This is a genomic window from Streptomyces sp. NPDC058877 (genome assembly GCF_042742855.1).
Lineage (GTDB): Bacteria > Actinomycetota > Actinomycetes > Streptomycetales > Streptomycetaceae > Streptomyces.
On sequence record NZ_JBHYMF010000048.1, the window covers coordinates 1 to 22,718 of the forward strand.

Consider the following 22,718-nt stretch of genomic DNA (forward strand, 5'->3'; position numbering starts at 1 on the left):
GAACCAGGGACCGTAAACCTGGTTCCGCGCCCTCCCGTCTGGTGACCGTCCGACGGCACGAGGCTGGCGCGACAGGACGTTCGCGCCGCCGGACGGAGTACTCGGGAACCCCTCGCGGGGGGCGTTGGGACCGCGGCGGTGCCGACGGGCGGAGCGGCCTTCCCCTTCCTTCAGGTCAAGAAGGGGAGCCGGCGCCCTGACCACCGCACTGGCTCGGTGCCGCCGCGGTCCTCACGCTTGTCCGGTTCGCCGACCACCCCTCATCCGGGCCGGTGATCCGGACCGCGTACGACACTGACCTCCCGTCATGCGTCGTACGCAGCCTGGGTGTTGCTCTGTGATCAGTCCTCGCGCAGGGCGCGGACCGCCTCTGCCACCCGCTTGCCGTAGTCCGCGTCGGCGGCGGCGAAGTGGGCGAGGTTCTTCTCGATGACGTCCTCGCGGGACACCTGGGACAGGCCGCCGGCGATGTTGGCGACCAGACGGCGCTTCTCGTCCTCGGACATCAGGCGGTAGAGCTCGCCGGCCTGGAAGAAGTCGTCGTCCTTGGCGTGCTGCGGCGCCGCGTGGGTGCCGGTCCAGCCGTGGATCGCGAGCGGCGCGGAGAGCGCGGCATCGGTCTGGGCCGGGCCCTGGTGCGAGTTGGGCTCGTAGTTCTTGTCGTGGCGCGAGCCGTTGCGGGTGGCCATGAAGCCGTCGCGGCCGTAGTTGTCGGCCGCGGTCGCCTTGGGGGCGTTCACCGGGAGCTGGGTGTGGTTCACGCCGAGGCGGTAGCGGTGGGCGTCCGCGTAGGCGAAGAGACGGCCCTGGAGCATCTTGTCCGGCGACGGGCCGATGCCCGGAACGAAGTTGTTCGGGGAGAAGGCGGCCTGCTCGACCTCGGCGAAGACGTTGTCCGGGTTGCGGTCGAGGACCAGGCGGCCGACCCGCTGCAGCGGGTAGTCGCCGTGCGGCCACACCTTGGTGAGGTCGAACGGGTTGAAGCGGTAGTCCGCGGCCTCGGCGGCCGGCATGACCTGCACGTACAGGGTCCAGCTCGGGTTCACGCCGCGCTCGATGGCCTGGAGCAGGTCGGTCTGGTGCGAGTTGGCGTCCTTGCCGACGAGCTCGGCGGCCTGCTCGGCGGAGAGGGAGCGGATGCCCTGGTTCGTCTTGAAGTGGTACTTGACGAAGAAGGCCTCGCCCGCCTCGTTGGTCCACTGGTAGGTGTGCGAGCCGTAGCCGTTCATGTGGCGGTAGGAGGCCGGGATGCCGCGGTCGCCCATGAGCCAGGTGATCTGGTGGGTGGCCTCCGGGGCGTGCGCCCAGAAGTCCCAGACGTTGTCCGGCTCCTGCTTGCCGGTGAAGGGGTCGCGCTTCTGCGAGTGGATGAAGTCGGGGAACTTGATCGGGTCCTTGATGAAGAACACCGGGGTGTTGTTGCCGACGAGGTCGTAGTTGCCCTCTTCGGTGTAGAACTTCAGGGCGAAGCCGCGGGGGTCGCGGACCGCGTCCGCGCCGCCGAGCGAGTCGGCCACGGTGGAGAAGCGGATGAAGGTCTCGGTCTTCTTGCCGACCTCGGAGAGGAACGCGGCCTTGGTGAAGCCGGTGACGTCGTCGGTGACCTCGAAGTAGCCGTACGCGCCGGAGCCGCGGGCGTGCACCACGCGCTCCGGGATCCGCTCACGGTTGAAGCGCGCGAGCTTCTCCAGCAGGTGCTGGTCCTGGAGGAGGAGAGGGCCACCGACGCCGGCGGTGGCGGAGTTCTGGTTGTCGGCGACGGGGGCGCCGGACTCGGTCGTAAGCACGCGCTTCGACATGGTGACCTTCCGTACGGGAGCTCTGCTGACGGTCCGAGGAGCCTAAGGAGGCCCTGATCAGGACGTCAACAGTTTGTTGAAAATGAAGTGTGGTGTTCCGGCCGGCGGCGGCGCCTGGGCGCGACAGGACAGGTTGTCAGCGCCGACGCCGACCGGAAATCTGGGACCCCTCGAAGGGGTGCGGGGTCAGACCTGCTGGCCGGAGAGGCGCTCGACGGCGCGCAGCAGGGCCGAGTGGTCGAGGCCGCCGTCGCCCTGTGCGCGCAGCGAGGCGACGAGCTGGGCGACGACCGCGCCGACGGGGAGGGCGGCGCCGACGTTGCGGGCGGCGTCGGTGACGATGCCCATGTCCTTGTGGTGCAGGTCGATCCGGAAGCCGGGCTTGAAGTCCCGGTTCAGGAAGTTGTCCTTCTTGCGGGTCAGGACGGTCGAGCCGGCCAGGCCGCCGTTGAGGACGTCGAGGGCCGCGGCGAGGTCCACGCCGGACTTCTCCAGGAAGACCACTGCCTCGGCGCAGGCCTGGATGTTGACCGCGACGATCAGCTGGTTGGCGGCCTTCACCGTCTGGCCGGAGCCGTGCGGACCGCACAGCACGATGGTCTTGCCGAGGGCCTCCAGGATCGGGAGGGCCTGGTCGAAGTCGGCCTGCTCGCCGCCGACCATGATGGAGAGCACGGCCTCGATGGCGCCGGCCTCGCCGCCGGAGACGGGGGCGTCGATGACGCGGATGCCCTTCGCGGCGGCGTTCTTGGCGAGGTCGACCGAGGTCTGCGGGGTGATCGACGACATGTCGATGACCAGTGCACCCGGCTTGGCGTTCTCCAGGATGCCCTCGGGGCCGTAGGAGATGGCCTCGACCTGCGGGGAGGCGGGCACCATCGTGATGACGACGTCGGCGTCCTTGACCGCCTCGGCGATCGAGCCCGCGGCGGTGCCGCCGGCCGCGGCCAGCCGGTCCAGCTTGTCCTGCTCCAGCGTGAAGCCGGTGACCGGGTAGCCGGCCTTCAGGAGGTTCTCGGACATGGGGGAGCCCATGATGCCGAGGCCGATCCAAGCGATCTTGGGGAGGTTGCTCATGAGGGTGCCTCTCAAAACAAGGTGGTACGGGGAGGAGTCCTGCGTCAGCGGGCCGGGCGGGCCTCGGCGGGCAGCCACTCGAAGGAAGCCGCGGCGTCGGCGGCCTTGTACTCCAGGCCGACCCAGCCGTCGTAGCCCGCCTCCTTCAGCTCGTCGAGGAGCTGTTCGAGGGGGAGCTCACCGGTGCCGGGTGCGCCGCGGCCGGGCTTGTCGGCGATCTGGACGTGGCCGGTCTTGTCGGCGTACTGCGCGATGACCCGGGAGACGTCCTCGCCGTTCATGGCCAGGTGGTAGACGTCCAGGAGGAACCTGGCGTTGCCGAGTCCGGTGGCCGCGTTCACCTTGTCGACGACCTCGATCGCGGAGGGGGCGCTCACCAGCGGGTAGAGCGGCGACTCCGGCTCGTTGAGGGTCTCGACGAGGAGGATCGCACCGATTCGGTCCGCCGCGCGGGCGGCCAGGACCAGGTTCTCCAGCGCGAGGGCGTCCTGGACCTGCGGATCCGCGCCCTCGACGCGGTTGCCGTAGAGCGCGTTGAGCGCTTTGCAGCCGACCGAGGCGGCGAAGTCGGCGGCCACCTCGATGTTGGCGCGGAAGCGGTCCGACTCGTCCCCGGGCACGGAGAGGGCTCCGCGGTCCGGGCCGGGGAGCTGTCCGGCGTAGAAGTTCAGTCCCACCAGCTGGGTGCCGGCGTCCTCAAGGGCCTTCTTGAGGGCATCGAGCTCGCTCTGCTCGGGGGTGGCGGTGTCGATCCAGGGCCACCACAGCTCGACCGCGGTGAAGCCCGCCGCGGCGGCGGCCGCGGGGCGCTCCAGGAGCGGGAGTTCCGTGAAGAGGATCGACAGGTTCACATCGAAGCGCTGGTCCGAGAATCCCATGAGGGGCGGCGCTCCTTCCGTATTGCGGAAGTAAGTTTCTGTCTGACGGAATGTTGCAAGGCGGTTGCCGTGCTTGTCAAGGGGTCCCCGCAGGTCCGGGGCTCCCGCCCGGCCGAACGGGGCCTTAGCGTGGGGTCATGGAGCGTTTGAGAGTGGAGTTCACGACCGAGCCGTTCGACCTCGACGAGGCGCCGGCGCACGCGGTCGTGGCCCGTGAGGTCATCCAGTCGGCCGAACTGGACGCGGTCGACGTCGGTCCCTTCGGGAATACGGCGGAGGGGGGCGCCGATGCGGTGCTCACCGCGGTCGATGCGCTGCTGCGCAAGTCGCTCGCCGCCGGCGCCACGCGCGTCTCGCTCCAGGTGAACGTCATCGGGGAGGAGGGCAAGTGAGCGAGCATCCCCTGGTTGCGGCGGTGAAGCCGCTGGTCGACGCCATGGGCGCCGAGCTGCTCGGTCCCGCGCAGGCGGAAGGCGACGACATCGTCCTGTCCTGGGAGGGGGAGGAGGTGCTCGCCGTGCGGCTGCCGCAGCTCTCCGACTCGCTGGACCGCATTCTCGCGGCGATGGAGCGGCGGCACGGGATGCCGCTGGCCGAACTGGACCGCAAGTCGAAGCAGGAGGTCGTTCGGATCCTCGAGGCCCGCGGTGCCTTCTCCGTGCGTCACGGGGTGGAGACGGTGGCGGGCGCGCTCGGCGTCAGTCGCTTCACCGTGTACAACTACTTGAACCGGGAGACCGCTCTGAGCAGGGAAAAGGCCGCCAAGGGCGAGTAGTTGATCATGCGGAACCCTAAGTCGTCGTCCGGATGTCGAGACGACGGCTTTTGTGTGGCCGACTTTTCAACAAAGTGTTGACGTCGTGTTGTGGAGGGCGTTAGCTATCCGCAGCCCGTCCGACGCACAGCGAAAAACAGCCACGGAGGCTTCCCGTGACTTCAGGTACGACACCGGGCCTCACCCGGTTCAACACCTCCTCGGACAGCGAGGCCGTCGCCGCGCTCCACGAGGTGTGTTCCAGTTCGGCGTGGGGGAGCAGGCTGCTCGCCCAGCGCCCGTACGCCACCGTCGAAGCCCTCTTCCTCGCCAGCGACGCCGCCATGGCCGAGCTGACCGCAGAAGACCTGGCCGAGGCGATGGCGGGGCACCCGCCGATCGGTCGTCCGAAGGCCGGGGATCCGACCTCTTCCCGCGAGCAGAGCGGGATGGCCGGTGCCTCCGCGGAGCTCAAGGCCGACATGCTCGAACTCAACCTGGCCTACCAGGAGAAGTTCGGTCATGTCTTCCTCATCTGCGCCACCGGCCGGACCGGCGAGCAGATGCGCGACGCGGTCCGTGAGCGGATCGACAACCCGCCCGAGAAGGAGCGGGAGATCGTCCGCACCGAACTGGGCAAGATCAACCGCATTCGGCTGACCCGTCTCGTAGAGGAAGAGAGCTCCTGATGAGCACCGACACCACGGCTTCGGTGTCCACCCACATCCTGGACACCAGCATCGGCCGCCCCGCCGAGGGCGTGGCCATCACGCTCGCGGCCCGCAGCGGCTCCGACGCGGAGTGGGTCGCGCTCGGCGGCTCCGCCACCGACGCGGACGGGCGTTGCAAGGACCTGCCGGCGCTGCCGGAGGAAACCACCCACGTACGTCTCGACTTCGAGACCGAGGCGTACTTCGCCAAGAAGCAAGCCGAGGCGCAGCAGGACGCCCCCCGCGTAAGGGACAGCGGTGCGTTCTTCCCGGAGGTGGCGATCACGTTCGCCGTCAAGCCGGGTGAGCACTACCACGTACCGCTGCTGCTCAACCCGTTCGGCTACTCCGTTTACCGAGGGAGCTAGCAGACATGCCCACGATTCTCGGCCAGAACCAGTACGGCAAAGCAGAGAACCGCGTCGTCAAGATCACGCGGGATGGCGCCACCCACCACATCAAGGACCTGAACGTCTCCGTCGCCCTCTCCGGTGACCTCGACGACGTACACCTCACCGGCTCCAACGCCCACTGCCTCCCCACCGACACGACGAAGAACACCGTCTTCGCGTTCGCCAAGGAGCACGGCATCGAGTCCGCCGAGCAGTTCGGCATCCACCTCGCCCGCCACTTCGTGACGAGCCAGGAGCCGATCAAGCAGGCGCGGATCCGGATCGAGGAGTACACCTGGGAGCGCATCGCCTCCTCCGACGCCAACTCCAAGTTCATCGGCGCCGACGAGGTCAACCACTCCTTCGCCCGCAAGGGCCAGGAGACCCGCGTCACCCAGATCACCTACGACGGCGAGAAGTGGGAGGTCATCTCCGGCCTCAAGGACCTCGTCGTCATGAACTCCACCAACTCGGAGTTCTGGGGCTACATCAAGGACCAGTACACCACCCTCCAGGAGGCGTACGACCGGATCCTCGCCACCCAGGTGTCCGGCCGCTGGCGGTTCAACTGGACCGACGACGAGCAGCGCATGCCCCACTGGGAGCGGTCCTACGAGCAGACCAAGAAGCACATGCTCGAAGCCTTCGCGGAGACGTACTCGTACTCCCTCCAGCAGACGCTCTACCAGATGGCCACGCGCATCATCAACCACCGCTCGGAGATCGACGAAGTCCGCTTCTCGCTCCCGAACAAGCACCACTTCCTGGTCGACCTCGAGCCCTTCGGCCTGAAGAACGACAACGAGGTCTACTACGCCGCCGACCGCATGTACGGCCTCATCGAGGCCACCGTCCTCCGCGACGGAGCCACGGCGCTGATCCCGGTCGACATGACCAACCTCTAAGCGGCATCCGCGTGAACGGCCCCGCCCGCCCGAAGTCGGGCGGGGCCGGTACCGGACCGGAGGGAACCACCATGGCACAGCCCGCACCGGGGCCGGCATCCGCCGGAGGCCCGTGCTCCACCCCTCCGTCCACCCCCGCCTCGGCCCCGACCGAGTGCCATCCGGTGGACGAGAGGCTCCCCGCATCGCGGCTCGTCCCCGCGGCACTCCAGCACATCGCCGCCATGTACGCGGGCGTCGTCACCCCTCCGCTGATCATCGGCCAGGCGGTCGGCCTGGACGCCGCCGGAATGACCCGGCTCATCGCGGCCAGCCTGCTCGTCGCCGGCTGCGCGACCATCCTGCAGACCCTCGGCATGGGGCGCTTCGCCGGCAACCGGCTCCCGTTCGTCAACGCCGCCTCGTCCGCGGGCATCGCCCCGATGCTCGCCATCGCCGAAACCAGCGCCCCGGGTCACCAACTCCCCGCGATCTACGGCGCGGTGATGGTCGCCGGAGTCTTCTGCCTCGCGGTCGGTCCCTTCTTCGGCAGGCTCCTGCGCTTCTTCCCGCCCCTGGTCACCGGTGTCGTGATCACCCTCATCGGGGTCACCCTGATGCCCGTGCCCGTCGGTTGGGCCCAGGGCGGTGACCGTACCGCCGCCGACTTCGGCTCCATGCGGTACCTGGCCCTCGCCGGCTTCACCCTCGTCGTCATCCTGCTCTTCCAGCGCTTCGGTACCGGCTTCGTCCGACAGGTCGCCCTGCTGCTCGGCCTCTTCGTCGGCACCCTCGCCGCGGTTCCCTTCGGCATGGCCGACTTCACCGCCCTGCGCCAAGCGCCCGTCGTAGCGCTGCCCGCCCCCTTCGCCTTCGGGGCCCCCGAGTTCCAGCCGGCCGCGATCCTCTCCCTGTGCATCGTCATGCTCGTCCTCATGACCGAGTCCAGCGCCGGCATGCTCGCCCTCGGGGAGATCTGCGAGCGCCGCAGCGACGGGAAGACCATCACCCGGGGCCTGCGCACCGACGGCATCGCGACCCTGCTCGGCCCGGTCTTCGGCGGCTTCCCCACCTCCGCCTTCGCCCAGAACGTCGGTGTCGTCTCGCTGACCCGGGTCCGCTCCCGGTACGTGGTCGCTGTCGCCGGCGGCGTCCTGTTGGTCCTCGGCGCCTTCCCCGTCCTCGGCGCGGTCGTCTCGCTGGTCCCGATGCCCGTCCTCGGCGGCGCCGGCATCGTCCTCTTCGGCTCGATCGCGGTCAGCGGCATCCGCACCCTCTCCGAGGCGGGACTCGACGACAGCTCCAACATCATCCTGGTGGCCGTCGCGCTCGGGGCGGGCATCGTCCCCCTGGCCACGCCCACCTTCTACGCCGGTTTCCCGGTCTGGGCCCAGACGGTGCTCGGCTCCGGTATCAGCGCGGGCGCGCTCGTCGCGGTCCTGCTCAACCTGTTCTTCCACCATCTCGGCACCCGGAGCCGCCAACCGGCTCCGGCACTCAAATCCTCCTAGGGTCCTGCCGTGCCCACACCACCGAGGAATGAAGGAACCACCGCCATGGCAGCACCTTCGGCAGCCCCCCAGCGGATCGTCATCGAGAACGCGGCGATCGCCACCGTCGACGCCCAGGACACCGAGTACGCCTCCGGGTACCTCGTCATCGCCGGCAACAAGATCGAGTCCATGGGATCCGGAAGGGCCCCCGAGGGCCTGGAGAACGTGGTCCGCCGCATCGACGCCACCGGTCACCTGATCACACCCGGTCTGGTCAACACCCACCACCACTTCTACCAGTGGATCACCCGGGGCCTGGCCACCGACCACAACCTCTTCAACTGGCTGGTCGCGCTCTACCCGACGTGGTCGCGGATCGACGAGTCGATGGTGCGCGTCGCCGCGCAGGGCTCCCTGGCGATGATGGCCCGCGGCGGTGTCACCACGGCCATGGACCACCACTACGTCTACCCGCAGGGCTCCGGAGACCTCTCCGGCGCCATCATCGGTGCCGCCGCCGACATGGGCGTCCGCTTCACCCTCGCCCGCGGCTCCATGGACCGCAGCGAGAAGGACGGCGGTCTGCCGCCGGACTTCGCCGTCGAGACCACCGAGGGCGCGCTCGCCGCCACCGAGGAGACGGTGCGCAAGCACCACGACGCCTCCTTCGACGCGATGACCCAGGTCGCCGTCGCCCCTTGCTCCCCCTTCTCCATCTCCACCGACCTGCTCCGCGAGGGTGCCGCGCTCGGGCGTCGCCTCGGCGTACGCATGCACACCCACGGCTCGGAGACCGTGGAGGAGGAGAAGTTCTGCCACGAGCTCTTCGGCATGGGACCGACGGACTACTTCGAGTCCACCGGATTCCTCGGCGAGGACGTGTGGATGGCCCACTGCGTCCACATGAACGACTCCGACATCGCCGCCTTCGCCCGGACCAAGACCGGTGTTGCCCACTGCCCGTCCTCCAACGCGCGCCTCGCCGCCGGCATCGCCCGCGTACCGGACATGCTCAAGGCGGGCGTACCCGTCGGCCTCGGCGTCGACGGCACCGCCTCCAACGAGTCCGGCGAGCTCCACACCGAGCTGCGCAACGCGCTCCTCATCAACCGCCTCGGCGCGCACCGGGAAGCCGCGCTCAACGCCCGCCAGGCCCTGCGCCTGGGCACCTACGGCGGCGCCCAGGTCCTCGGTCGCGCCGACAACATCGGCTCGCTCGAAGCCGGCAAGCTCGCCGACTTCGTCCTCTGGAAGATCGACGGCCTCGGCCACTCCTCGATCGCCGACCCGGTCACCGCCGTCGTCTTCGGCGCGGCGGCCCCGGTCACCGCGTCCTTCGTCAACGGCAAGCAGATCGTCGAGAACAACCGACTGCTCTTCGCCGACGAGGAGCAGATCGCGCGCGACGCGCGCGCGGAGGCGCAGCGCCTGGCCCGGATCACGGCCCAGGGCTGACCTCCCCACGGAGTCCGACCGAGGGGGACGGCCCTCGGTCGGTCGCCGCGGACCCGAGCGGGGTTCGCGGCAGCCCGACCGGGGGGTGGCGTACGCAGAAAGGCGAACGGCACCCCCCGGGACGGTGACGCCCGCCCCCCCCCACACGGGTGACCCGTCCCCGCGCGGCACCCCTCCTCGGCCGCACCGCACCACCCCGCACGCCGCAACGAGCCGCACCTCCTGCACCCCGCACCGCATCGCACCACCTCCCTGAACCCCGCGTCACCGCCGACGTGTAACCGACCGGAGGAACCGCCGTGGCCGCCAAGCCCCAGGTTCGCAATGCACAAGACGCAGGCTCCGCTCCCGACGACCGCGAGAAGCATCCGGTCGACGAGACGCTGCCCCCACTGAAGATGCTCACCAGCGGCCTCCAACACGTGGCCGCCATGTACGCGGGCGTCGTCGCCCCGCCCCTGATCGTCGGAGCGGCCGTCGGCCTCTCCGGGACCGAACTCACCTTCCTCACCGGCGCCAGCCTCTTCACCGCCGGCCTCGCCACCTTCCTGCAGACGCTCGGCATCTGGAAGATCGGAGCCCGGCTGCCGTTCGTGAACGGCGTCACCTTCGCAGGCGTCGCGCCGATGCTCGCGATCGTCGACACCACCGAGAACAAGGCCGATGCGCTTCCCGTGATCTTCGGCGCGATCATCGTCGCCGGACTCCTCGGCTTCGCCGCCGCCCCCTTCTTCTCCCGCCTCGTGAGGTTCTTCCCGCCGGTGGTCACCGGCACGGTGATCACCCTCATCGGCGTCTCCCTCCTCCCGGTTGCGTTCGGTTGGGCCCAGGGGCCCAACCCGGCCGCCGAGGACTACGGTTCGACCACGTACCTCTCGCTCGCCGCCGTCACGCTCGTCGTGGTCCTGTTGCTGCGCCGCTTCACCCGGGGCTTCCTGAAGCAGGTGGCCGTCCTGGTCGGCCTCGTCATCGGCACGCTGATCTCCATACCGTTCGGAGTCACCGACTTCACCCCGGTGACCGAGGCCGACGTCGTCGGCTTCCCCTCGCCCTTCCACTTCGGGGCCCCGCAGTTCGCCCTCGCCGCGATCCTCTCCATGTGCGTCGTCATGCTGGTCTCCATGACGGAGTCGACCGCCGACATGCTGGCGCTCGGCGAGATCGTCGAGCGGCCCGCGGACGAGAAGACCATCGCCGCCGGGCTGCGTGCCGACACCCTCGGCTCCGCGCTCAGCCCGCTCTTCAACGGCTTCATGTGCAGTGCCTTCGCCCAGAACATCGGCCTGGTCGCCATGACGAGGATCCGCAGCCGCTTCGTGGTCGCCTGCGGCGGCGGCTTCCTGCTCCTCATGGGCCTGTCGCCGGTCGCCGCCTCGCTCATCTCGGTCGTTCCCCGACCGGTTCTCGGCGGCGCGGGCGTCGTTCTCTTCGGTTCGGTCGCCGCCAGCGGCATCCAGACCCTGGTCAAGGCCGGCCTGGAGAAGGACAACAACGTGCTGATCGTGGCCGTTTCCCTGGCCGTCGGCATCATTCCGATCACCAAGCCGGAGTTCTACCACGCCTTCCCGGAGACCGCGCAGATCATCCTGGACTCCGGCATCTCCACCGGCTGTGTCGCCGCCGTCCTGCTCAACGTGGTCTTCAACCACCTGGGGCGGGGCCGCGACGACGACGACGTCACCGCGCCCATGGAGCCCGGCGAGGAGATCTCCGAAACCCGCACCACGAAGGCGGCGCACGTCCACTGAACCCGCTCCTCCTTCCTCCTCCTGCCCCGGGCCCCGCGCACACCGCGGCGCCCGGGGTGCTGGTGCTGATCAACCCCAACACCTCCACCGCCACCACCGCGACGATGACCGCCATCGCCCGGCGAAGCCTGGGGGCAGCGCTTCCCGTTCGGGGCGTGACCGTCTCCCGGGGGCCGCGCATGCTCACCGACCCGGAGGCGCTGCGGGCCGCCGCCCCCGAAGTCCTCGCCGCAGGTCTCCGGGCAGCTGCCGAAGGAGCCTGCGCCGCCCTTCTGGTCGCCGCCTTCGGCGACCCGGGCCTCCCAACCCTGCGGGCGGCGGAGGGAACGGCCGGCATTCCCGTGATCGGCCTGGGTGAGGCGGCGCTCCTGGAAGCAGCCGCTGGTGGAACCCCCTTCGGCGTCGCCACCACGACCCCGCTCCTGGCCGATGCCATCCATGCACGGGTAACGGCCCTCGGGCTCGCCGACCGGTACACCGGCCTACGACTGACCGCCGGCACGCCCGAGCGCCTCTCCGCCGATCCGCCCCTGCTGCTCGACCGGCTCGAACGGGCGGTCCGCGCCTGTGCGGACCGGGACGGGGCCCGCGCCGTCGTCATCGGCGGCGGACCGCTCGGCGAAGCGGCCGAGGAACTCCGGGGCCGCTGCAGGGTGCGGATCGTGGCGCCGATACCGGCGGCCTGCCGCGCCGTCGCCCAGGCGCTCGCGGGCTGATCGCCCTCACCGCTCCACCTCGATCCGCCGACGACACTCCCGGGCCAGGAAGGGGTAGGCAGTCGCGATCGCCTCGTACAACCGCCGCCGCAGCAGCCTTTCGGCCTCCCCCCGTCCGGTCTCCCCGTACAAGCCGTCGAGCAGGGCCTCGTACCGCGACAGGGCATGGCGCAGATAGCTGACCTGCCAGCGCACCAGCGCCCCGGCCGGGACGGGGGTGCTTCCTCCGCGTGGTCCTCCCGGCTCGCGCGCCCCCAGTAGGCGTCGGTGTCGGACGGCGCGCCGCTCCAGCTCCGGGCGGGGGAGTCGGGGCACCTCGATCGGTTCTGCCCGGACCGCGGCCAGGACGGCGGCCCGCCGTCGCGCGGTACGGCCGACCGAGACCGAAGACGGACCGCGGCAGAGCGCCGCGGTCTCGGCGAACTCGGGGGTCCGCTCCACCGTCTGCACGCGTGCCAAGAGGTAGAGGCACACGGGTGCGGGGGACCAGCGGCGAGGGTCTCGTCCCTGGAGGTCCGGCCTGCCGAGCAGCTCCCGCACCATCGCGTCGGTCCAGCCGCGGCGGCGCACCCCGGTGAGCGTCACATACGTCGTACGGTCCGTCACGCATCCTCCTGATTCGACTACGGAGAGTGATGCTTTCAGTGAAGCGCACCCCACTGACACCGCCCCCTTGTCGGACCGTCACCCCTTGTGTGACATGGGTCTGGACCTTCCTTGGGGGGGAGGTTGGATCGTGCAACGCCCACTTTCCGCAAGCCCGTTGACCACCCGCGTGTGCGCCGTCGCCGCCTGCTCGGCGCTCGTGGCCCCCGTCCCGCAGGACACCGGGCCGCCCACCGCACCCACCGCATCCACCGGAGTCACCGCCCCCGAAGGTGTCGCCGTCGCGACGGCGCCCGGCGAGATCAGCCCCACCTGGACCCCGCCGAGGGCGGGAGCGCCGGTCACCCACCACGAGCTCCACCTCAACGGCCGCTTCGCCACCACCGTCGTGTGGGGCGCCGATCCTCCCACCGGCCGCGCCGGCCACGGCTTCGCGGTCCAGGCCCCCCGAGCACCCGCCACGTCGTGACCCTCCGTGCCCGACTCCCGGACGGAACCCGGGGCGACTTCTCCGCTCCGCGGACGGTGGTGATGCGCTGAACTCCCCTGCTCTTGGCCGGAATCGCATCCTTTCGCAGGGCGTGACGGTCCCTCACCCTGCGAACAGGAGATGCGACAGGCAGTAGGGGGCACCGATGTCCGAGCCGATGTCCGGTCCGATGTACGTACCCGCGCTGCCCGCGCGCCCGAGCGGCCTCGCGGCCTACGGCGCGTTGACACCGGACGTCCGGGCCGTCGTCACGCCGCTCTGGACCGTCCCGCCCCACGTCGGCGGGGCCCGCACGCGGGAGAAGGGGGCGCCTCACCGTCCCGATCCCGACCCGCTCGCCCCCGTCGGACACCTGCGCACCGCCCTGCACCGGATGGTGGGCGTGCAGTGCGGTCGACCCGCCTGGGTGGACGCCCGCCATGCAGAGGGCGAGCCGCGACACCTGCTCGCGGAGTTCCGGAGCCTCCTGGCGCGCACCCCGCTCCGGCCGGTGACGGGCGTCGAACGGGACGTCCGGCAACAGGAGGCGAGTGCCGAGGTCGCCCGCGCGAGCGGGAACGGCCTCGGCCTCCGGGTGCCCCCGGAGGCCCTCCTGCACGGGCGGCTCCGGGACGCCGTCGGCTCCCTGCTCGAACGGATCGCGTTCGCACGGTGCCCGGTGGACCTCCTGCTCGACCTGGGAGCGGTCGACGAGGACCACCGGGGCCCCTGCCGCACGGCGCTCCGTGCCCTGAACGCCCTTGCCCCCCTCCACCCCTGGCGCACCGTCGTACTGCTCTCCGGGGCCTTTCCCCGGACCCACCCCCGGGGCTACGGAGCGCCCCTGGCCGAGACGTACCGGACCGACCGGTTCCTTCCCGACCTGCTCCGCCGGGCGGTCGGCCGGCACGGAACCCACCCCGTCCACGGCGACTACGGAGCGCACGACCCGACGAGCGCCGACCGGGTCTCCGACACGGGACGGGTCCCCTTCCGCGGAGCCCTGCGCTACACCACCGCACGCACCTTCCTCGTGGGCGAGGTGCCGGCAGGGACCGACCACCACGTCACGGTCCGGCGGCTCGCCCGTGAGATCGTCGGCTCCCCGGACTTCAGGGGAGCCGGATACAGCGCGGGGGACCGCTGGCTCAGCGCCTGCGCCGACGGCAGCGGCCCGCTGGGCACCGGCCACCCCGACGCCTGGATCTGCGCCGGCCACGCCCAGCACCTGACGCACGTCGCCCGCGAACTGCGGCGACACTCCTGACCCCCTGCCTTGCCCGCCGGATCCGCTCCCCCGGAACTACCCTGGGAAGCGTGGCCGAGACCGTCCTCACCAACATCGGGCTCGACAGCCTCCTCGACGGAGCGTCCGAGCATCGTGACCCCGCCTTCGTGCGGGCCGCCGAAGTCGTCCTGGGGCTCCTCGCGCTGCGCGGAGCCGACCGGACGACGGGGGTGCCCGAGCCGACGCCCGGCCTCGTGCGGCAACTCCTGGTGGAGGACCTGCCGACCTTCGTGTACGCGCCACCCGGCCACCTCGCCGCCTACCCGACCGTCCTCGGGGCGCTCGCGGCACGGTTCGACGGCGGACGGCGGGAGCGGATCGCCCTGGCCGTCGCCGAGTCGGCGCCCGACTTCGAGCGCGCCATGAACGACCCCGGCAACCTCACCTGGCACCGCTGGTACGCCTCGCTGCTGCGGACCTGCGGCACCGACCTCGACGACCCGGAGGACGTGCGCCGTCGGCTCGCCGCCCTCGACGGCGCGCCCCTTCCCGACGGCGTGCGCCGCGCCCACCTCATGGGGCGGACGGCCCTCGCCGACGTCCTGCTGGCCGAGGCGCTCACCCGGGCGTACGTGAGGGACGCCGAGAAGCCTCCGGCCGCCGGGCCGCTGCTCACCGACCACGCCGTGGCGACCGGCATCGGACGGCTCGCCGCGGCGCTCCAGGACCGCTGGACCGCAGCCGGCCTCGCCGAGCAGCTGGCCGGCCCCTACGCGCGCTTCGCCCCGGGTCCCGACGCCTTCCCCCACCTCGTGCTGGCCGACGCCCTCCTCGACGAGCACCTCGACTACTACGGGGACCCCGCCGTCCCCGTCCCTCCGCCGCCCGCGATCGAGGACGGGCCCGTGGAGGAGGACGCGGACGCCCTCATCACCGCCGTCGAGGAGCTCGCGGAGGAGGAGTTCGAGCCCTACGGGGGCGAGGCACCGCACCTGCTGTACGCGCTCTACCAGCGCGGCTGCGCCCCGGAGTCCATCGCCCGCAGGGCGGCCGAATACGAGGACTGGGCCGTCGATCCGGACCTGGAGGACCTGCCCGCACCGGTGCCGGACGGGGCGAGCGGACCGTACGTCCTTCCACCCCTGCCGGAGCTCGTGCGTCTGCTGGGGCTGGTGGAGTTGAACGAGGCCGACCGGGTCCGGCTCGAACGGCCGGCCCGTGACCTCGCCGCGGTCGTCGACCGCCTGGCCGCGACCGGCCTCGTCTTTCGCAGCGGGGACGCCTTCGGACTCACCCCGCGCGGCGCGGGCGTCGTGCGCTACCTGCTCGCCGTGCGCGGGGTCACCGCGCCCGACGCCGGAGGGCTCACCGCCTGGGCCGCCCCGGACCTGGTCGCCGCGGCCAGCGGCTGGTCCGCGTCGGTCGCCGTGCGCGTGCTCGCCGATTGGCTCCGCGCGCACGGGGACACCACGGACGCCTGGTCCCGACTGCTCGCCGCCCTCGGCACCGTCCACGCGGGAACCTCCGATGCGGCTGCCACCCGGGGGCTCTTCGCCGCCCTCGACACGGCCGGCGCACCGCCCGAGGCCCTGCGGAGCGCCCTGCGCGACCCCGTGGTCGGCGCCTACGCCCATGAGGCGCTGCGCCGGCGGGGCGAGCCGGCGGACCCGATCCAGGTGCGCGCTTCCGCCCGGGCCCTGCACGTGCTCGACGCCCTGCCCGCGAAGAAGGGGCCCCTGGAATCCCGTCGGGCCGCCTTCGACGCGGCGGCGGCGGACTGGCCGGGCGGCTCCGCGGCCCTGGTCCGGGCGATGGCGGCGGCGGACCGCCACGAGACCGAGCGGGTGCTCCGCCCGCTGGGCATCACCCTCCCGTGACCTCCGCGCCCCGCAGCGTCCTTCCACGCTTCTCCACGGCGGGCGTCATCCCGCCGTGGAGGAGCCGGGGGGTCAGCCCGCCGTGAGGTACATGCCCGACGGTCCCGCCCCGGCCGTGTTCCGGCAGCTCTGGTGTCCCGTCGGGCGGGCCTGGACCAGGGCCAGACAGCGACCGAGGGCCTGCTGCCCGTAGGCGTTGGGGTGCATGGACTCCTGCACCAGGCCCTGGGTGCTCTGGCTGTCGATCCAGCGCGCCCACTCGCTCGTCGCCCCCGACGGCGGAGCCGTGGCCGTCACCTGGCGGCTCGCCTTCGCGCAGACCTCGCGGCCCTGGAGCGCGTCCCGCAGGTCGAGGAACTGCACGCCCTTGGCCGTTGCGACGCCCTTCAGGCGGTTGGCGATCTGGGGGACCAGGGAGTCGCGGGCCCAGGTGGAGTCGGCGTTCCAGAAGGGGCAGCCGCCGGTGCTGGTGCGCGACCAGCCGCTCTCGACGTAGCGGTTCTCGGAGGCGCGGGGGATCGGAGAGGGGTAGGACTGCAGGACGATCCGGTAGTCGGACGCGGCGTACCCGGCGCCGGCCATGACCGCCCGGATCTCGTCGACGGACCGTCCGACGTCGGACATCACGCGGTCGATCTTCGCGTCGACCGCGACCTGCTGGTCGTCGTGGCAGTACGAGTACCAGATGATGTAGTCGGTCGCGCAGGTCGTGATGACGTCGGCGAAGCCGAGGTCATTGCCGCCGATGGACAGCGCGATCAGTTCGACGTCGTGCGAGGCGGCGACGGCGGCGAGCTGGTCGGCCTGGGGCGCCTCGCCCTTGAAGGCCACCCCGCCCTGGGAGGCGCGGAAGACGTTCTTGGTGGTCGCCCCGGAGCAGGCCAGGTTGATCAGGGAGTCGGCGATCGGTCCGGCGCTCTTGACCTCGGCGGTGTCCGAACGGTGGCAGCCGCCCGCGGTGGTGCCGTAGACCCGGGAGGGGTCGTAACCGCTGCCCGTCCAGGCCCGGTCGGTGCCGTTGCGGCTGCCGGAGTTGGTGAGGCTGTTACCCAGCCAGCGCCCGGCCTCGCCGGAGATGTAGCTGTCGCCCATGGCGACGACGGCGGTGGGGCCGTTGTCGGGGGAGGCATGGGCGGGTGGGGCCGCCACGGCGGCGAGCCCGGCGGCCGTACACAGTGCCAGGAGTGCGCGCAGCGCGCGGTGGGGGATCGAAGGCATGGCTGTGCTCCTGCGGTGTGCAGTGACGTGGGGGACAGCCGCCGGCCGGTGGCATGGCGGAATCTCGCACGTCGTGGCTTGTTACCGCTAGGTAGCTGCATGTTTCGGTTGGGTTACGTCCCCTGTGGCCCGACAGGCGCAAGAAACCGGCCATGACGAGGCCCCGCCCCCCGGAGCTGTGCGTTCACCGGGGACGGGGCCTGTGCGGAGGGGGCGGTCAGCCGACCAGCTGCTCGTATGCGGGCAGGGTCAGGAAGTCCGCGTAGTCCGCGTCGAGGGAGACGTGCAGCAGCAGGTCGTGCGCCTGTTGCCACCGGCCCGCCGTGAAGGCGTCCTCGCCGATCTCGTCGCGGATGGCGGCCAGCTCCTCGGCGGCGACCTTGCGGGCCAGCTCGGGAGTGGCGGTCTCGCCGTTCTCGAAGACCACGCCGGCATTGATCCACTGCCAGATCTGGGAGCGGGAGATCTCGGCGGTGGCGGCGTCCTCCATCAGGTTGAAGATGGCGACGGCGCCGAGGCCGCGCAGCCACGCCTCGATGTAGCGGATGCCGACCTGGACCGCGTTGCGCAGGCCGTCGTAGGTGGGGCGGGCGTCGAGCGAGTCGATCGCGATGAGGTCGCCGGGGGCCACCGAGACGTCCTCGCGCAGGCGGTCCTTCTGGTTCGGCTTCTCGCCGAGGACGGCGTCGAAGCAGGCCATGGCGATCGGGACCAGGTCGGGGTGGGCGACCCAGGAGCCGTCGAAGCCGTCGTTCGCCTCGCGCTCCTTGTCCGCCTTGACCTTCTCGAACGCGACCTTGTTGACCTCGGCGTCCTTGCGGGACGGGATGAAGGCCGCCATGCCGCCGATCGCGTGCGCGCCGCGCTTGTGGCAGGTGCGCACGAGGAGTTCGGTGTACGCGCGCATGAAGGGGGCCGTCATCGTGACCGCGTTCCGGTCCGGCAGGACGAACTTGGCGCCGCCGTCGCGGAAGTTCTTGACGATCGAGAAGAGGTAGTCCCAGCGGCCCGCGTTGAGTCCGGCGGCGTGGTCGCGCAGTTCGTAGAGGATCTCCTCCATCTCGTACGCCGCCGTGATGGTCTCGATGAGGACCGTGGCGCGGACGGTGCCCTGCGGGACGCCGACGTAGTCCTGGGCGAAGACGAAGACGTCGTTCCAGAGGCGGGCCTCCAGGTGCGACTCCGTCTTCGGGAGGTAGAAGTACGGGCCCTTGCCGAGGTCGATCAGGCGCTGGGCGTTGTGGAAGAAGTAGAGGCCGAAGTCGACGAGCGCGCCGGGCACCTGGCGCCCGTCGACGGTGAGGTGCCGCTCCTCCAGGTGCCAGCCGCGCGGTCGCATGACGACCGTGGCGAGCTGCTCGGCCGGCTTGAGGGCGTACGACTTGCCCGACTTGGGATCGGTGAAGTCGATGTTCCGGGTGTAGGCGTCGATCAGGTTCACCTGACCCAGGATCACGTTCTCCCAGGTCGGCGCGGAGGCGTCCTCGAAGTCGGCGAGCCAGACCTTCGCACCGGAGTTGAGCGCGTTGATGGTCATCTTGCGGTCGGTCGGACCGGTGATCTCGACCCGGCGGTCGTTCAGCGCGGCCGGGGCCGGGGCGACCCTCCAGGAGTCGTCGGCGCGGATCGCGGCGGTCTCCGGGAGGAAGTCCAGGGTGGAGGTGCGGGCGATCTCGGCGCGGCGCTCCGCCCGCCGGGCGAGGAGTTCGTCCCGGCGCGGGGTGAACCGCCGGTGCAGTTCGGCGACGAAGGCCAGAGCGGCCTCGGTGAGCACCTCTTCCTGGCGGGGGAGGGGCTCGGCGTCGACGACGGCCAGGCTGGACGGCGCTGGTGCGGACATGAACTGTCACTTCCTTCGGCGGACTTCACGGGCGGTGCCAGGCGGCCGCCGGGCGCTACGGGGCGGCACGGAGTGCCACGGTGCCGAGATACGGCCGCGAGTGCCCTCTGGGCGAGCAGGGCTTCTGAACAGTGGATAGTAGTTTCCTCATGGTGGAAGTTCAATGGTTTGTTGATGTCGAGATTCTCAGGATCGACAGAACATGGCGCTGAGTGCCAGCGGCTTCACTCCAGGTGGGACAGGTCCGCCTCCGTGTCGATGTCATAGGGCTCGGCCACATCCGAACAGTCCACCGGGGTGATCGCATCCCGGTGCGCCGCCAGATAGTCCCGTGCGCCCCGATCGCCCACCGCCGAAACCGCGACCCCCGCCCAGTGCGCGGCGCCGAACAACACCGGATGGCCCCGCTGCCCGTCGTACGAGGCCGCCGCCAGGGTGCTCCGCGACTCGTACGCCGCCCGCACGCGCGCCACGGCCTCCGCCCCGATCCCCGGCTGGTCGACCAGGAGCACGAGCGCCGCGTCCACGCCGTGCGGATCGTCGGCCAGCGAGCCGAGCCCGGCCCGCAGCGAGGAGCCCATCCCCTCCGCCCACTCGGGGTTCTCCACCAGGACGCAGCCCGCCAGTCCGGCCCGCTCCCGCACCGCAGCGACCGACGCGCCGAGCACCACGTGCACGACCTCGCACCCGGCCTCCCGCAGGACCCCCACCGCGTGCTCCACCAGGGGGCGCCCCCGATGGGTGAGCAGGGCCTTGGGTCGTCCTCCGAGCCGCCTTCCGCCTCCGGCGGCGAGGAGCAGTCCTGCGACGACGGGGGGTCGCTCATGCGCTGTTGTCATGGGGACTGCATACCTCACGGCCGTCCGGGGACGCCCCGGCCGTGCCCGGGAGGGAGGGACGGGCACCCGTCCGTCGGACGTTGACGGCGGTCCGTCCGGGCCCGCGGATCCCTGTGTGACCGCGGGTCCGGGCGGGGCTTCCGAGCCGTGCGTGCAGCGGGATCCGTGGTCGTCCGCGCCGGGAGGGGGGAGGGTCGGCCGACTCCTCGCCAGATCAGCTGAATTCCGTCCGCCAAGGCTGGCGCGGCGGGGGGCGGAGGAGTTAACTGGCGGCGACTCGCGGCGCCGACCGCCCGCACGGCGGGTCCGCTCGGAGCGTTCGGAGTGGAGTTCTGCGCACGGCGTCGTGCGAGGGGGAGAACCATGTTGCGAAGCGTGGGGCAGAGGCGAGTGACCGGCGAGGGCATGGACCCCAGGGTGGCCGAACTGCGCTTCGCAGTGTCCCGGCTCCGCCGAGAACTGGCCGCGCTCCGGACCGATTTCGCCGACCGGGGGATCGCCGAGGAGGAACTCGCCGCACTCGACGCCATGGCGCTGAGCGGCGAGCCCGAAGTGCGACGGCTGCGCCGTTCCCTGTTGCTCGTGGCGGGCTCGGTCGGCTCCGTCAGCGCGCTCGCCGGCGGTCTCGCGGCGGTCCGCCGCGCCGTCGAGCTCTTCGGCCCCCCGCCCCCTCCCTAGGCGTTCCGACCCGGGAGGTGGCGGACGGACCGCCGTCCCGCGTCGACGGCCCGAGGCCGCGACCGGCTACCGTCGGATCAGTCGGCGTGCCGTTGCCGCCGCCACGGCCGCCGTGCGCGAGTCCACGCCCAGCTTCGCGAAGATGTGCACCAGATGGGACTTCACGGTCGCCTGGGACAGGAACAGCGCCTTGCTGATCTGCTGGTTCGATAGTCCCTCGCCCACCAACTGGAGCACCTCCAGCTCCCGCTTGGTCAGTGCCTGGGCCGGGGTCCGCATCCGGTCCATCAGCCGGTGCGCCACGGCCGGCGCGAGGGCGGACTGCCCGGCCGCCGCCGTCCTGACCGCAGCCGCCAACTCCTCCGGCGGTGCGTCCTTCAGGAGGTACCCGGAGGCGCCCGCCTCCACCGCCGCCAGGATGTCAGCATCCGTGTCGTAGGTCGTCAGGACCAACACCTTCGGTCCGCCCGACGCCGTGATCGCCGCCGTCGCCTCCGAACCGTGCATCCCCGCACCGAACTGCAGGTCCATCAGCACCACGTCCACGCCCCCGCCGGCGGCCAGCTCCACCGCACGCTCGGCGGTGGCGGCTTCGGCGACCACGGCGAAATCGGGCTCGGTGTCGAGGACGGCGCGCAGGCCCGCCCGCACCACCGGATGGTCGTCGGCGAGGAGCAGTCTGATGGTCATGCGGAAGCTCCGGTGGGAAGGGGGAGGGAGACGGCGACGGCGGTGCCCTGTCCGGGCGCCGACTCGACGGTGAAGGTGCCGCCCAGCGACTCCGCGCGCGAGCGCATCGCCGGCAGCCCGAAACCGCCGTCGGAGGAGGGGCGCACGGATGCGGGGTCGAAGCCGACGCCGTCGTCGACCACGTCCAGGGTGACCGACGCGTCCATGAACGACAGGGTGATCTCCGCCCGCGAGGCGGAGGCGTGCCGCACCGTGTTGGCCAGCGCCGACTGCGCGATCCGCAGCAGCGCCACTTCGTACGGGGTGGGCAGCTCGACGGGTGTGCCGCTCACCGAGAAGCGGACCCGCGGCCCGTCACCCAGGCCGTACGGGCCCACCCCGCTGGTGCTCGGATCGCGCGGGGCCGCGCTGCCGCCCGGCGCGCACAGCCGCTCCAGGGCCGCAGCCAGGGAACCGCGCTCCAGGTCCGGTGGCGAGAGGGCCCGGACGAAGCGTCGTGCCTCCGCCAGGTTGTCCTGGGCGGCCTCCCGCGCCCGGCCGATGTGGACGGCGGCGGGGGAGGCCGGCGGCAGTGCCCGCTCGGCAGCGCGCAGCAGCAGTTGGATCGACGACAGGCCTTGCGCCAGGGTGTCGTGGATCTCGCGCGCCAGCCGCTCCCGCTCGGCGAGGGTTCCCGCGTGCCGCTCCGCCGCGGCCAGCTCCGCCCGCGTCTCGATCAACTCTTCGATGAGCCGGCGCCGCCGCTCGTTCTCCCGGTACAGCGCCTGGTAGCCGAGGACCGTCGCCACCGCGACCGCCGCGCCGAGCAGCGGTCCGATGAAGACCCCCGGGTTGAGCGGGGCGCCGTGCCCCACGTACGAGAGGATCGCCGCCCCCGCGGTCACCACCACGGCCGGCAGCGACCAGCGCGCGGGCAGCAGGTGCAGCTGGAGGAAGTACAGGGGGAAGGCCAGCCAGAGCGCTTCGGGGGTGAGCCAGAGCAGTCCGAGCCAGGAGGCACCGAGGACGGCCAGCCAGACGGCGGCGGCCCGCGGGGAACTCCGCACGGACGGCAGGTACGAGCCGGCCGCGTAGACCGCACCCGTGACCAGCGCCATCACGGTTCCGACGGTCGAACTGGCCCGCGCCGCGGCGAGGACGAGCAGACCCGCCATGAGGAGGTGCAGGCAGAGGCGCAGGACGCGCAGGGCGGGGGTGAGGGAACGCGGATCCATGTCCCCTCCAGCGTAGACAGCGCATGGCCGTCCGGACTCAACCGAAAGTTTGATTGTCATCACCTGCCGCTCGGCCTCGTGAGCAGCGATCTTGCTGGTCGGATGCCCTTCTCTCCAAGGCTGCGGGCTTACCCGGCCCCCGGTCCACACCGG

Annotated in this window: 22 protein-coding genes; 13 read left to right on the top strand and 9 right to left on the bottom strand. The window is 71.5% G+C overall.

What is annotated here, in order from left to right:
* Positions 1–341 precede the first annotated feature (341 nt).
* The 3 genes from ACFW2Y_RS14135 to ACFW2Y_RS14145 all read right to left on the bottom strand — a co-directional run bounded on the left by ACFW2Y_RS14135 (position 342) and on the right by ACFW2Y_RS14145 (position 3,754).
* Positions 342–1,799: a catalase gene (locus ACFW2Y_RS14135; protein WP_384877672.1), complete on the bottom strand. Its 1,458-nt coding sequence runs from the start codon at positions 1,797–1,799 to the stop codon at positions 342–344.
* A 186-nt stretch (positions 1,800–1,985) separates the two neighbouring features.
* Complete coding sequence (locus ACFW2Y_RS14140; RefSeq protein WP_384877675.1) at positions 1,986–2,876, bottom strand: 2-hydroxy-3-oxopropionate reductase; 891 nt, start codon at positions 2,874–2,876, stop codon at positions 1,986–1,988.
* A 44-nt stretch (positions 2,877–2,920) separates the two neighbouring features.
* On the bottom strand, positions 2,921–3,754 hold the full coding sequence (locus ACFW2Y_RS14145) for a TIM barrel protein (RefSeq protein ID WP_384877678.1): 834 nt from the start codon (positions 3,752–3,754) through the stop codon (positions 2,921–2,923).
* A gap of 137 nt (positions 3,755–3,891) precedes the next feature.
* Between ACFW2Y_RS14145 and ACFW2Y_RS14150 the strand changes: the two genes are divergently transcribed.
* The 9 genes from ACFW2Y_RS14150 (at position 3,892) to ACFW2Y_RS14190 (ending at position 11,906) form a co-directional block, all read left to right on the top strand.
* On the top strand, positions 3,892–4,146 hold the full coding sequence (locus ACFW2Y_RS14150) for a hypothetical protein (RefSeq protein WP_384877681.1): 255 nt from the start codon (positions 3,892–3,894) through the stop codon (positions 4,144–4,146).
* A 44-nt stretch (positions 4,147–4,190) separates the two neighbouring features.
* On the top strand, positions 4,191–4,529 hold the full coding sequence (locus ACFW2Y_RS14155) for a helix-turn-helix domain-containing protein (protein ID WP_384877748.1): 339 nt from the start codon (positions 4,191–4,193) through the stop codon (positions 4,527–4,529).
* A 155-nt stretch (positions 4,530–4,684) separates the two neighbouring features.
* A complete protein-coding gene (uraD, locus tag ACFW2Y_RS14160) occupies positions 4,685–5,197 on the top strand; it encodes a 2-oxo-4-hydroxy-4-carboxy-5-ureidoimidazoline decarboxylase (RefSeq protein WP_384877684.1) in 513 nt (170 codons plus the stop codon).
* Positions 5,197–5,586, top strand: coding sequence for a hydroxyisourate hydrolase (gene uraH, locus ACFW2Y_RS14165; RefSeq protein ID WP_384877687.1), 390 nt, complete (start codon positions 5,197–5,199; stop codon positions 5,584–5,586). Before uraD ends, uraH begins: the two co-directional genes overlap by 1 nt.
* Before the next feature lie 5 nt (positions 5,587–5,591).
* Entirely contained in the window at positions 5,592–6,515 is a 924-nt protein-coding gene (pucL, locus tag ACFW2Y_RS14170; protein ID WP_384877690.1) for a factor-independent urate hydroxylase, read from the top strand.
* Between the two features lie 71 nt (positions 6,516–6,586).
* Positions 6,587–8,005: a nucleobase:cation symporter-2 family protein gene (locus ACFW2Y_RS14175; protein ID WP_384877693.1), complete on the top strand. Its 1,419-nt coding sequence runs from the start codon at positions 6,587–6,589 to the stop codon at positions 8,003–8,005.
* 45 nt (positions 8,006–8,050) lie between these two features.
* A complete protein-coding gene (locus ACFW2Y_RS14180) occupies positions 8,051–9,442 on the top strand; it encodes an 8-oxoguanine deaminase (RefSeq protein WP_384877696.1) in 1,392 nt (463 codons plus the stop codon).
* Positions 9,443–9,840: 398 nt separating this feature from the next.
* Positions 9,841–11,190, top strand: coding sequence for a nucleobase:cation symporter-2 family protein (locus ACFW2Y_RS14185; protein ID WP_384877751.1), 1,350 nt, complete (start codon positions 9,841–9,843; stop codon positions 11,188–11,190).
* A gap of 62 nt (positions 11,191–11,252) precedes the next feature.
* Positions 11,253–11,906 carry an aspartate/glutamate racemase family protein gene (locus tag ACFW2Y_RS14190; RefSeq protein WP_384877698.1) on the top strand — a complete coding sequence of 218 codons (654 nt, stop codon included), beginning with the start codon at positions 11,253–11,255 and terminating at the stop codon, positions 11,904–11,906.
* Between the two features lie 6 nt (positions 11,907–11,912).
* Here the strand turns inward: ACFW2Y_RS14190 and ACFW2Y_RS14195 are convergent, their stop codons facing one another.
* Positions 11,913–12,512, bottom strand: coding sequence for a hypothetical protein (locus ACFW2Y_RS14195; RefSeq protein ID WP_384877701.1), 600 nt, complete (start codon positions 12,510–12,512; stop codon positions 11,913–11,915).
* A 157-nt stretch (positions 12,513–12,669) separates the two neighbouring features.
* Between ACFW2Y_RS14195 and ACFW2Y_RS14200 the strand changes: the two genes are divergently transcribed.
* The 3 genes from ACFW2Y_RS14200 to ACFW2Y_RS14210 all read left to right on the top strand — a co-directional run bounded on the left by ACFW2Y_RS14200 (position 12,670) and on the right by ACFW2Y_RS14210 (position 16,086).
* Positions 12,670–12,981 carry a hypothetical protein gene (locus tag ACFW2Y_RS14200; RefSeq protein ID WP_384877704.1) on the top strand — a complete coding sequence of 104 codons (312 nt, stop codon included), beginning with the start codon at positions 12,670–12,672 and terminating at the stop codon, positions 12,979–12,981.
* A 166-nt stretch (positions 12,982–13,147) separates the two neighbouring features.
* Positions 13,148–14,248 (top strand): hypothetical protein, encoded by a 1,101-nt coding sequence (locus tag ACFW2Y_RS14205; RefSeq protein WP_384877707.1) that lies wholly within the window; start codon positions 13,148–13,150, stop codon positions 14,246–14,248.
* Positions 14,249–14,298: 50 nt separating this feature from the next.
* The gene (locus ACFW2Y_RS14210; RefSeq protein ID WP_384877710.1) at positions 14,299–16,086 is read left to right on the top strand and encodes a hypothetical protein; all 1,788 of its coding nucleotides are present in this window, start codon (positions 14,299–14,301) and stop codon (positions 16,084–16,086) included.
* A gap of 72 nt (positions 16,087–16,158) precedes the next feature.
* Here the strand turns inward: ACFW2Y_RS14210 and ACFW2Y_RS14215 are convergent, their stop codons facing one another.
* The 3 genes from ACFW2Y_RS14215 to ACFW2Y_RS14225 form a co-directional block, all read right to left on the bottom strand.
* Entirely contained in the window at positions 16,159–17,304 is a 1,146-nt protein-coding gene (locus ACFW2Y_RS14215; protein WP_384877713.1) for a GDSL-type esterase/lipase family protein, read from the bottom strand.
* Positions 17,305–17,521: 217 nt separating this feature from the next.
* Positions 17,522–19,144: a malate synthase A gene (gene aceB / locus ACFW2Y_RS14220; protein ID WP_384877716.1), complete on the bottom strand. Its 1,623-nt coding sequence runs from the start codon at positions 19,142–19,144 to the stop codon at positions 17,522–17,524.
* 224 nt (positions 19,145–19,368) lie between these two features.
* A complete protein-coding gene (locus ACFW2Y_RS14225; RefSeq protein WP_384877719.1) occupies positions 19,369–19,983 on the bottom strand; it encodes an NTP transferase domain-containing protein in 615 nt (204 codons plus the stop codon).
* Positions 19,984–20,346: 363 nt separating this feature from the next.
* On the opposite strand from ACFW2Y_RS14225, the gene ACFW2Y_RS14230 reads away from it, so the two are divergent.
* Positions 20,347–20,661, top strand: coding sequence for a DUF5955 family protein (locus ACFW2Y_RS14230; protein WP_384877722.1), 315 nt, complete (start codon positions 20,347–20,349; stop codon positions 20,659–20,661).
* Positions 20,662–20,727: 66 nt separating this feature from the next.
* Here the strand turns inward: ACFW2Y_RS14230 and ACFW2Y_RS14235 are convergent, their stop codons facing one another.
* Both ACFW2Y_RS14235 and ACFW2Y_RS14240 read right to left on the bottom strand, forming a co-directional pair.
* Positions 20,728–21,351 (bottom strand): response regulator, encoded by a 624-nt coding sequence (locus ACFW2Y_RS14235; protein ID WP_384877725.1) that lies wholly within the window; start codon positions 21,349–21,351, stop codon positions 20,728–20,730.
* Positions 21,348–22,565, bottom strand: coding sequence for a sensor histidine kinase (locus ACFW2Y_RS14240; RefSeq protein WP_384877728.1), 1,218 nt, complete (start codon positions 22,563–22,565; stop codon positions 21,348–21,350). The genes ACFW2Y_RS14235 and ACFW2Y_RS14240 overlap by 4 nt, the downstream gene beginning before the upstream one ends.
* Positions 22,566–22,718 lie beyond the last annotated feature (153 nt).

What these genes read in the sequence shown, in the direction of transcription:
- ACFW2Y_RS14145 (WP_384877678.1), bottom strand. Translation starts at nt 3,754, where the DNA reads ATGGGATTCTCGGACCAGCGCTTCGATGTGAACCTGTCGATCCTCTTC.
- ACFW2Y_RS14185 (WP_384877751.1), top strand. Translation starts at nt 9,841, where the DNA reads ATGCTCACCAGCGGCCTCCAACACGTGGCCGCCATGTACGCGGGCGTC.
- ACFW2Y_RS14230 (WP_384877722.1), top strand. Translation starts at nt 20,347, where the DNA reads ATGTTGCGAAGCGTGGGGCAGAGGCGAGTGACCGGCGAGGGCATGGAC.
- pucL (WP_384877690.1), top strand. Translation starts at nt 5,592, where the DNA reads ATGCCCACGATTCTCGGCCAGAACCAGTACGGCAAAGCAGAGAACCGC.
- ACFW2Y_RS14175 (WP_384877693.1), top strand. Translation starts at nt 6,587, where the DNA reads ATGGCACAGCCCGCACCGGGGCCGGCATCCGCCGGAGGCCCGTGCTCC.
- uraH (WP_384877687.1), top strand. Translation starts at nt 5,197, where the DNA reads ATGAGCACCGACACCACGGCTTCGGTGTCCACCCACATCCTGGACACC.
- ACFW2Y_RS14135 (WP_384877672.1), bottom strand. Translation starts at nt 1,799, where the DNA reads ATGTCGAAGCGCGTGCTTACGACCGAGTCCGGCGCCCCCGTCGCCGAC.
- ACFW2Y_RS14215 (WP_384877713.1), bottom strand. Translation starts at nt 17,304, where the DNA reads ATGCCTTCGATCCCCCACCGCGCGCTGCGCGCACTCCTGGCACTGTGT.
- ACFW2Y_RS14155 (WP_384877748.1), top strand. Translation starts at nt 4,191, where the DNA reads ATGGGCGCCGAGCTGCTCGGTCCCGCGCAGGCGGAAGGCGACGACATC.
- ACFW2Y_RS14180 (WP_384877696.1), top strand. Translation starts at nt 8,051, where the DNA reads ATGGCAGCACCTTCGGCAGCCCCCCAGCGGATCGTCATCGAGAACGCG.
- ACFW2Y_RS14205 (WP_384877707.1), top strand. Translation starts at nt 13,148, where the DNA reads ATGTCCGAGCCGATGTCCGGTCCGATGTACGTACCCGCGCTGCCCGCG.
- ACFW2Y_RS14225 (WP_384877719.1), bottom strand. Translation starts at nt 19,983, where the DNA reads ATGACAACAGCGCATGAGCGACCCCCCGTCGTCGCAGGACTGCTCCTC.
- ACFW2Y_RS14240 (WP_384877728.1), bottom strand. Translation starts at nt 22,565, where the DNA reads ATGGATCCGCGTTCCCTCACCCCCGCCCTGCGCGTCCTGCGCCTCTGC.
- ACFW2Y_RS14235 (WP_384877725.1), bottom strand. Translation starts at nt 21,351, where the DNA reads ATGACCATCAGACTGCTCCTCGCCGACGACCATCCGGTGGTGCGGGCG.
- ACFW2Y_RS14150 (WP_384877681.1), top strand. Translation starts at nt 3,892, where the DNA reads ATGGAGCGTTTGAGAGTGGAGTTCACGACCGAGCCGTTCGACCTCGAC.
- ACFW2Y_RS14140 (WP_384877675.1), bottom strand. Translation starts at nt 2,876, where the DNA reads ATGAGCAACCTCCCCAAGATCGCTTGGATCGGCCTCGGCATCATGGGC.
- aceB (WP_384877716.1), bottom strand. Translation starts at nt 19,144, where the DNA reads ATGTCCGCACCAGCGCCGTCCAGCCTGGCCGTCGTCGACGCCGAGCCC.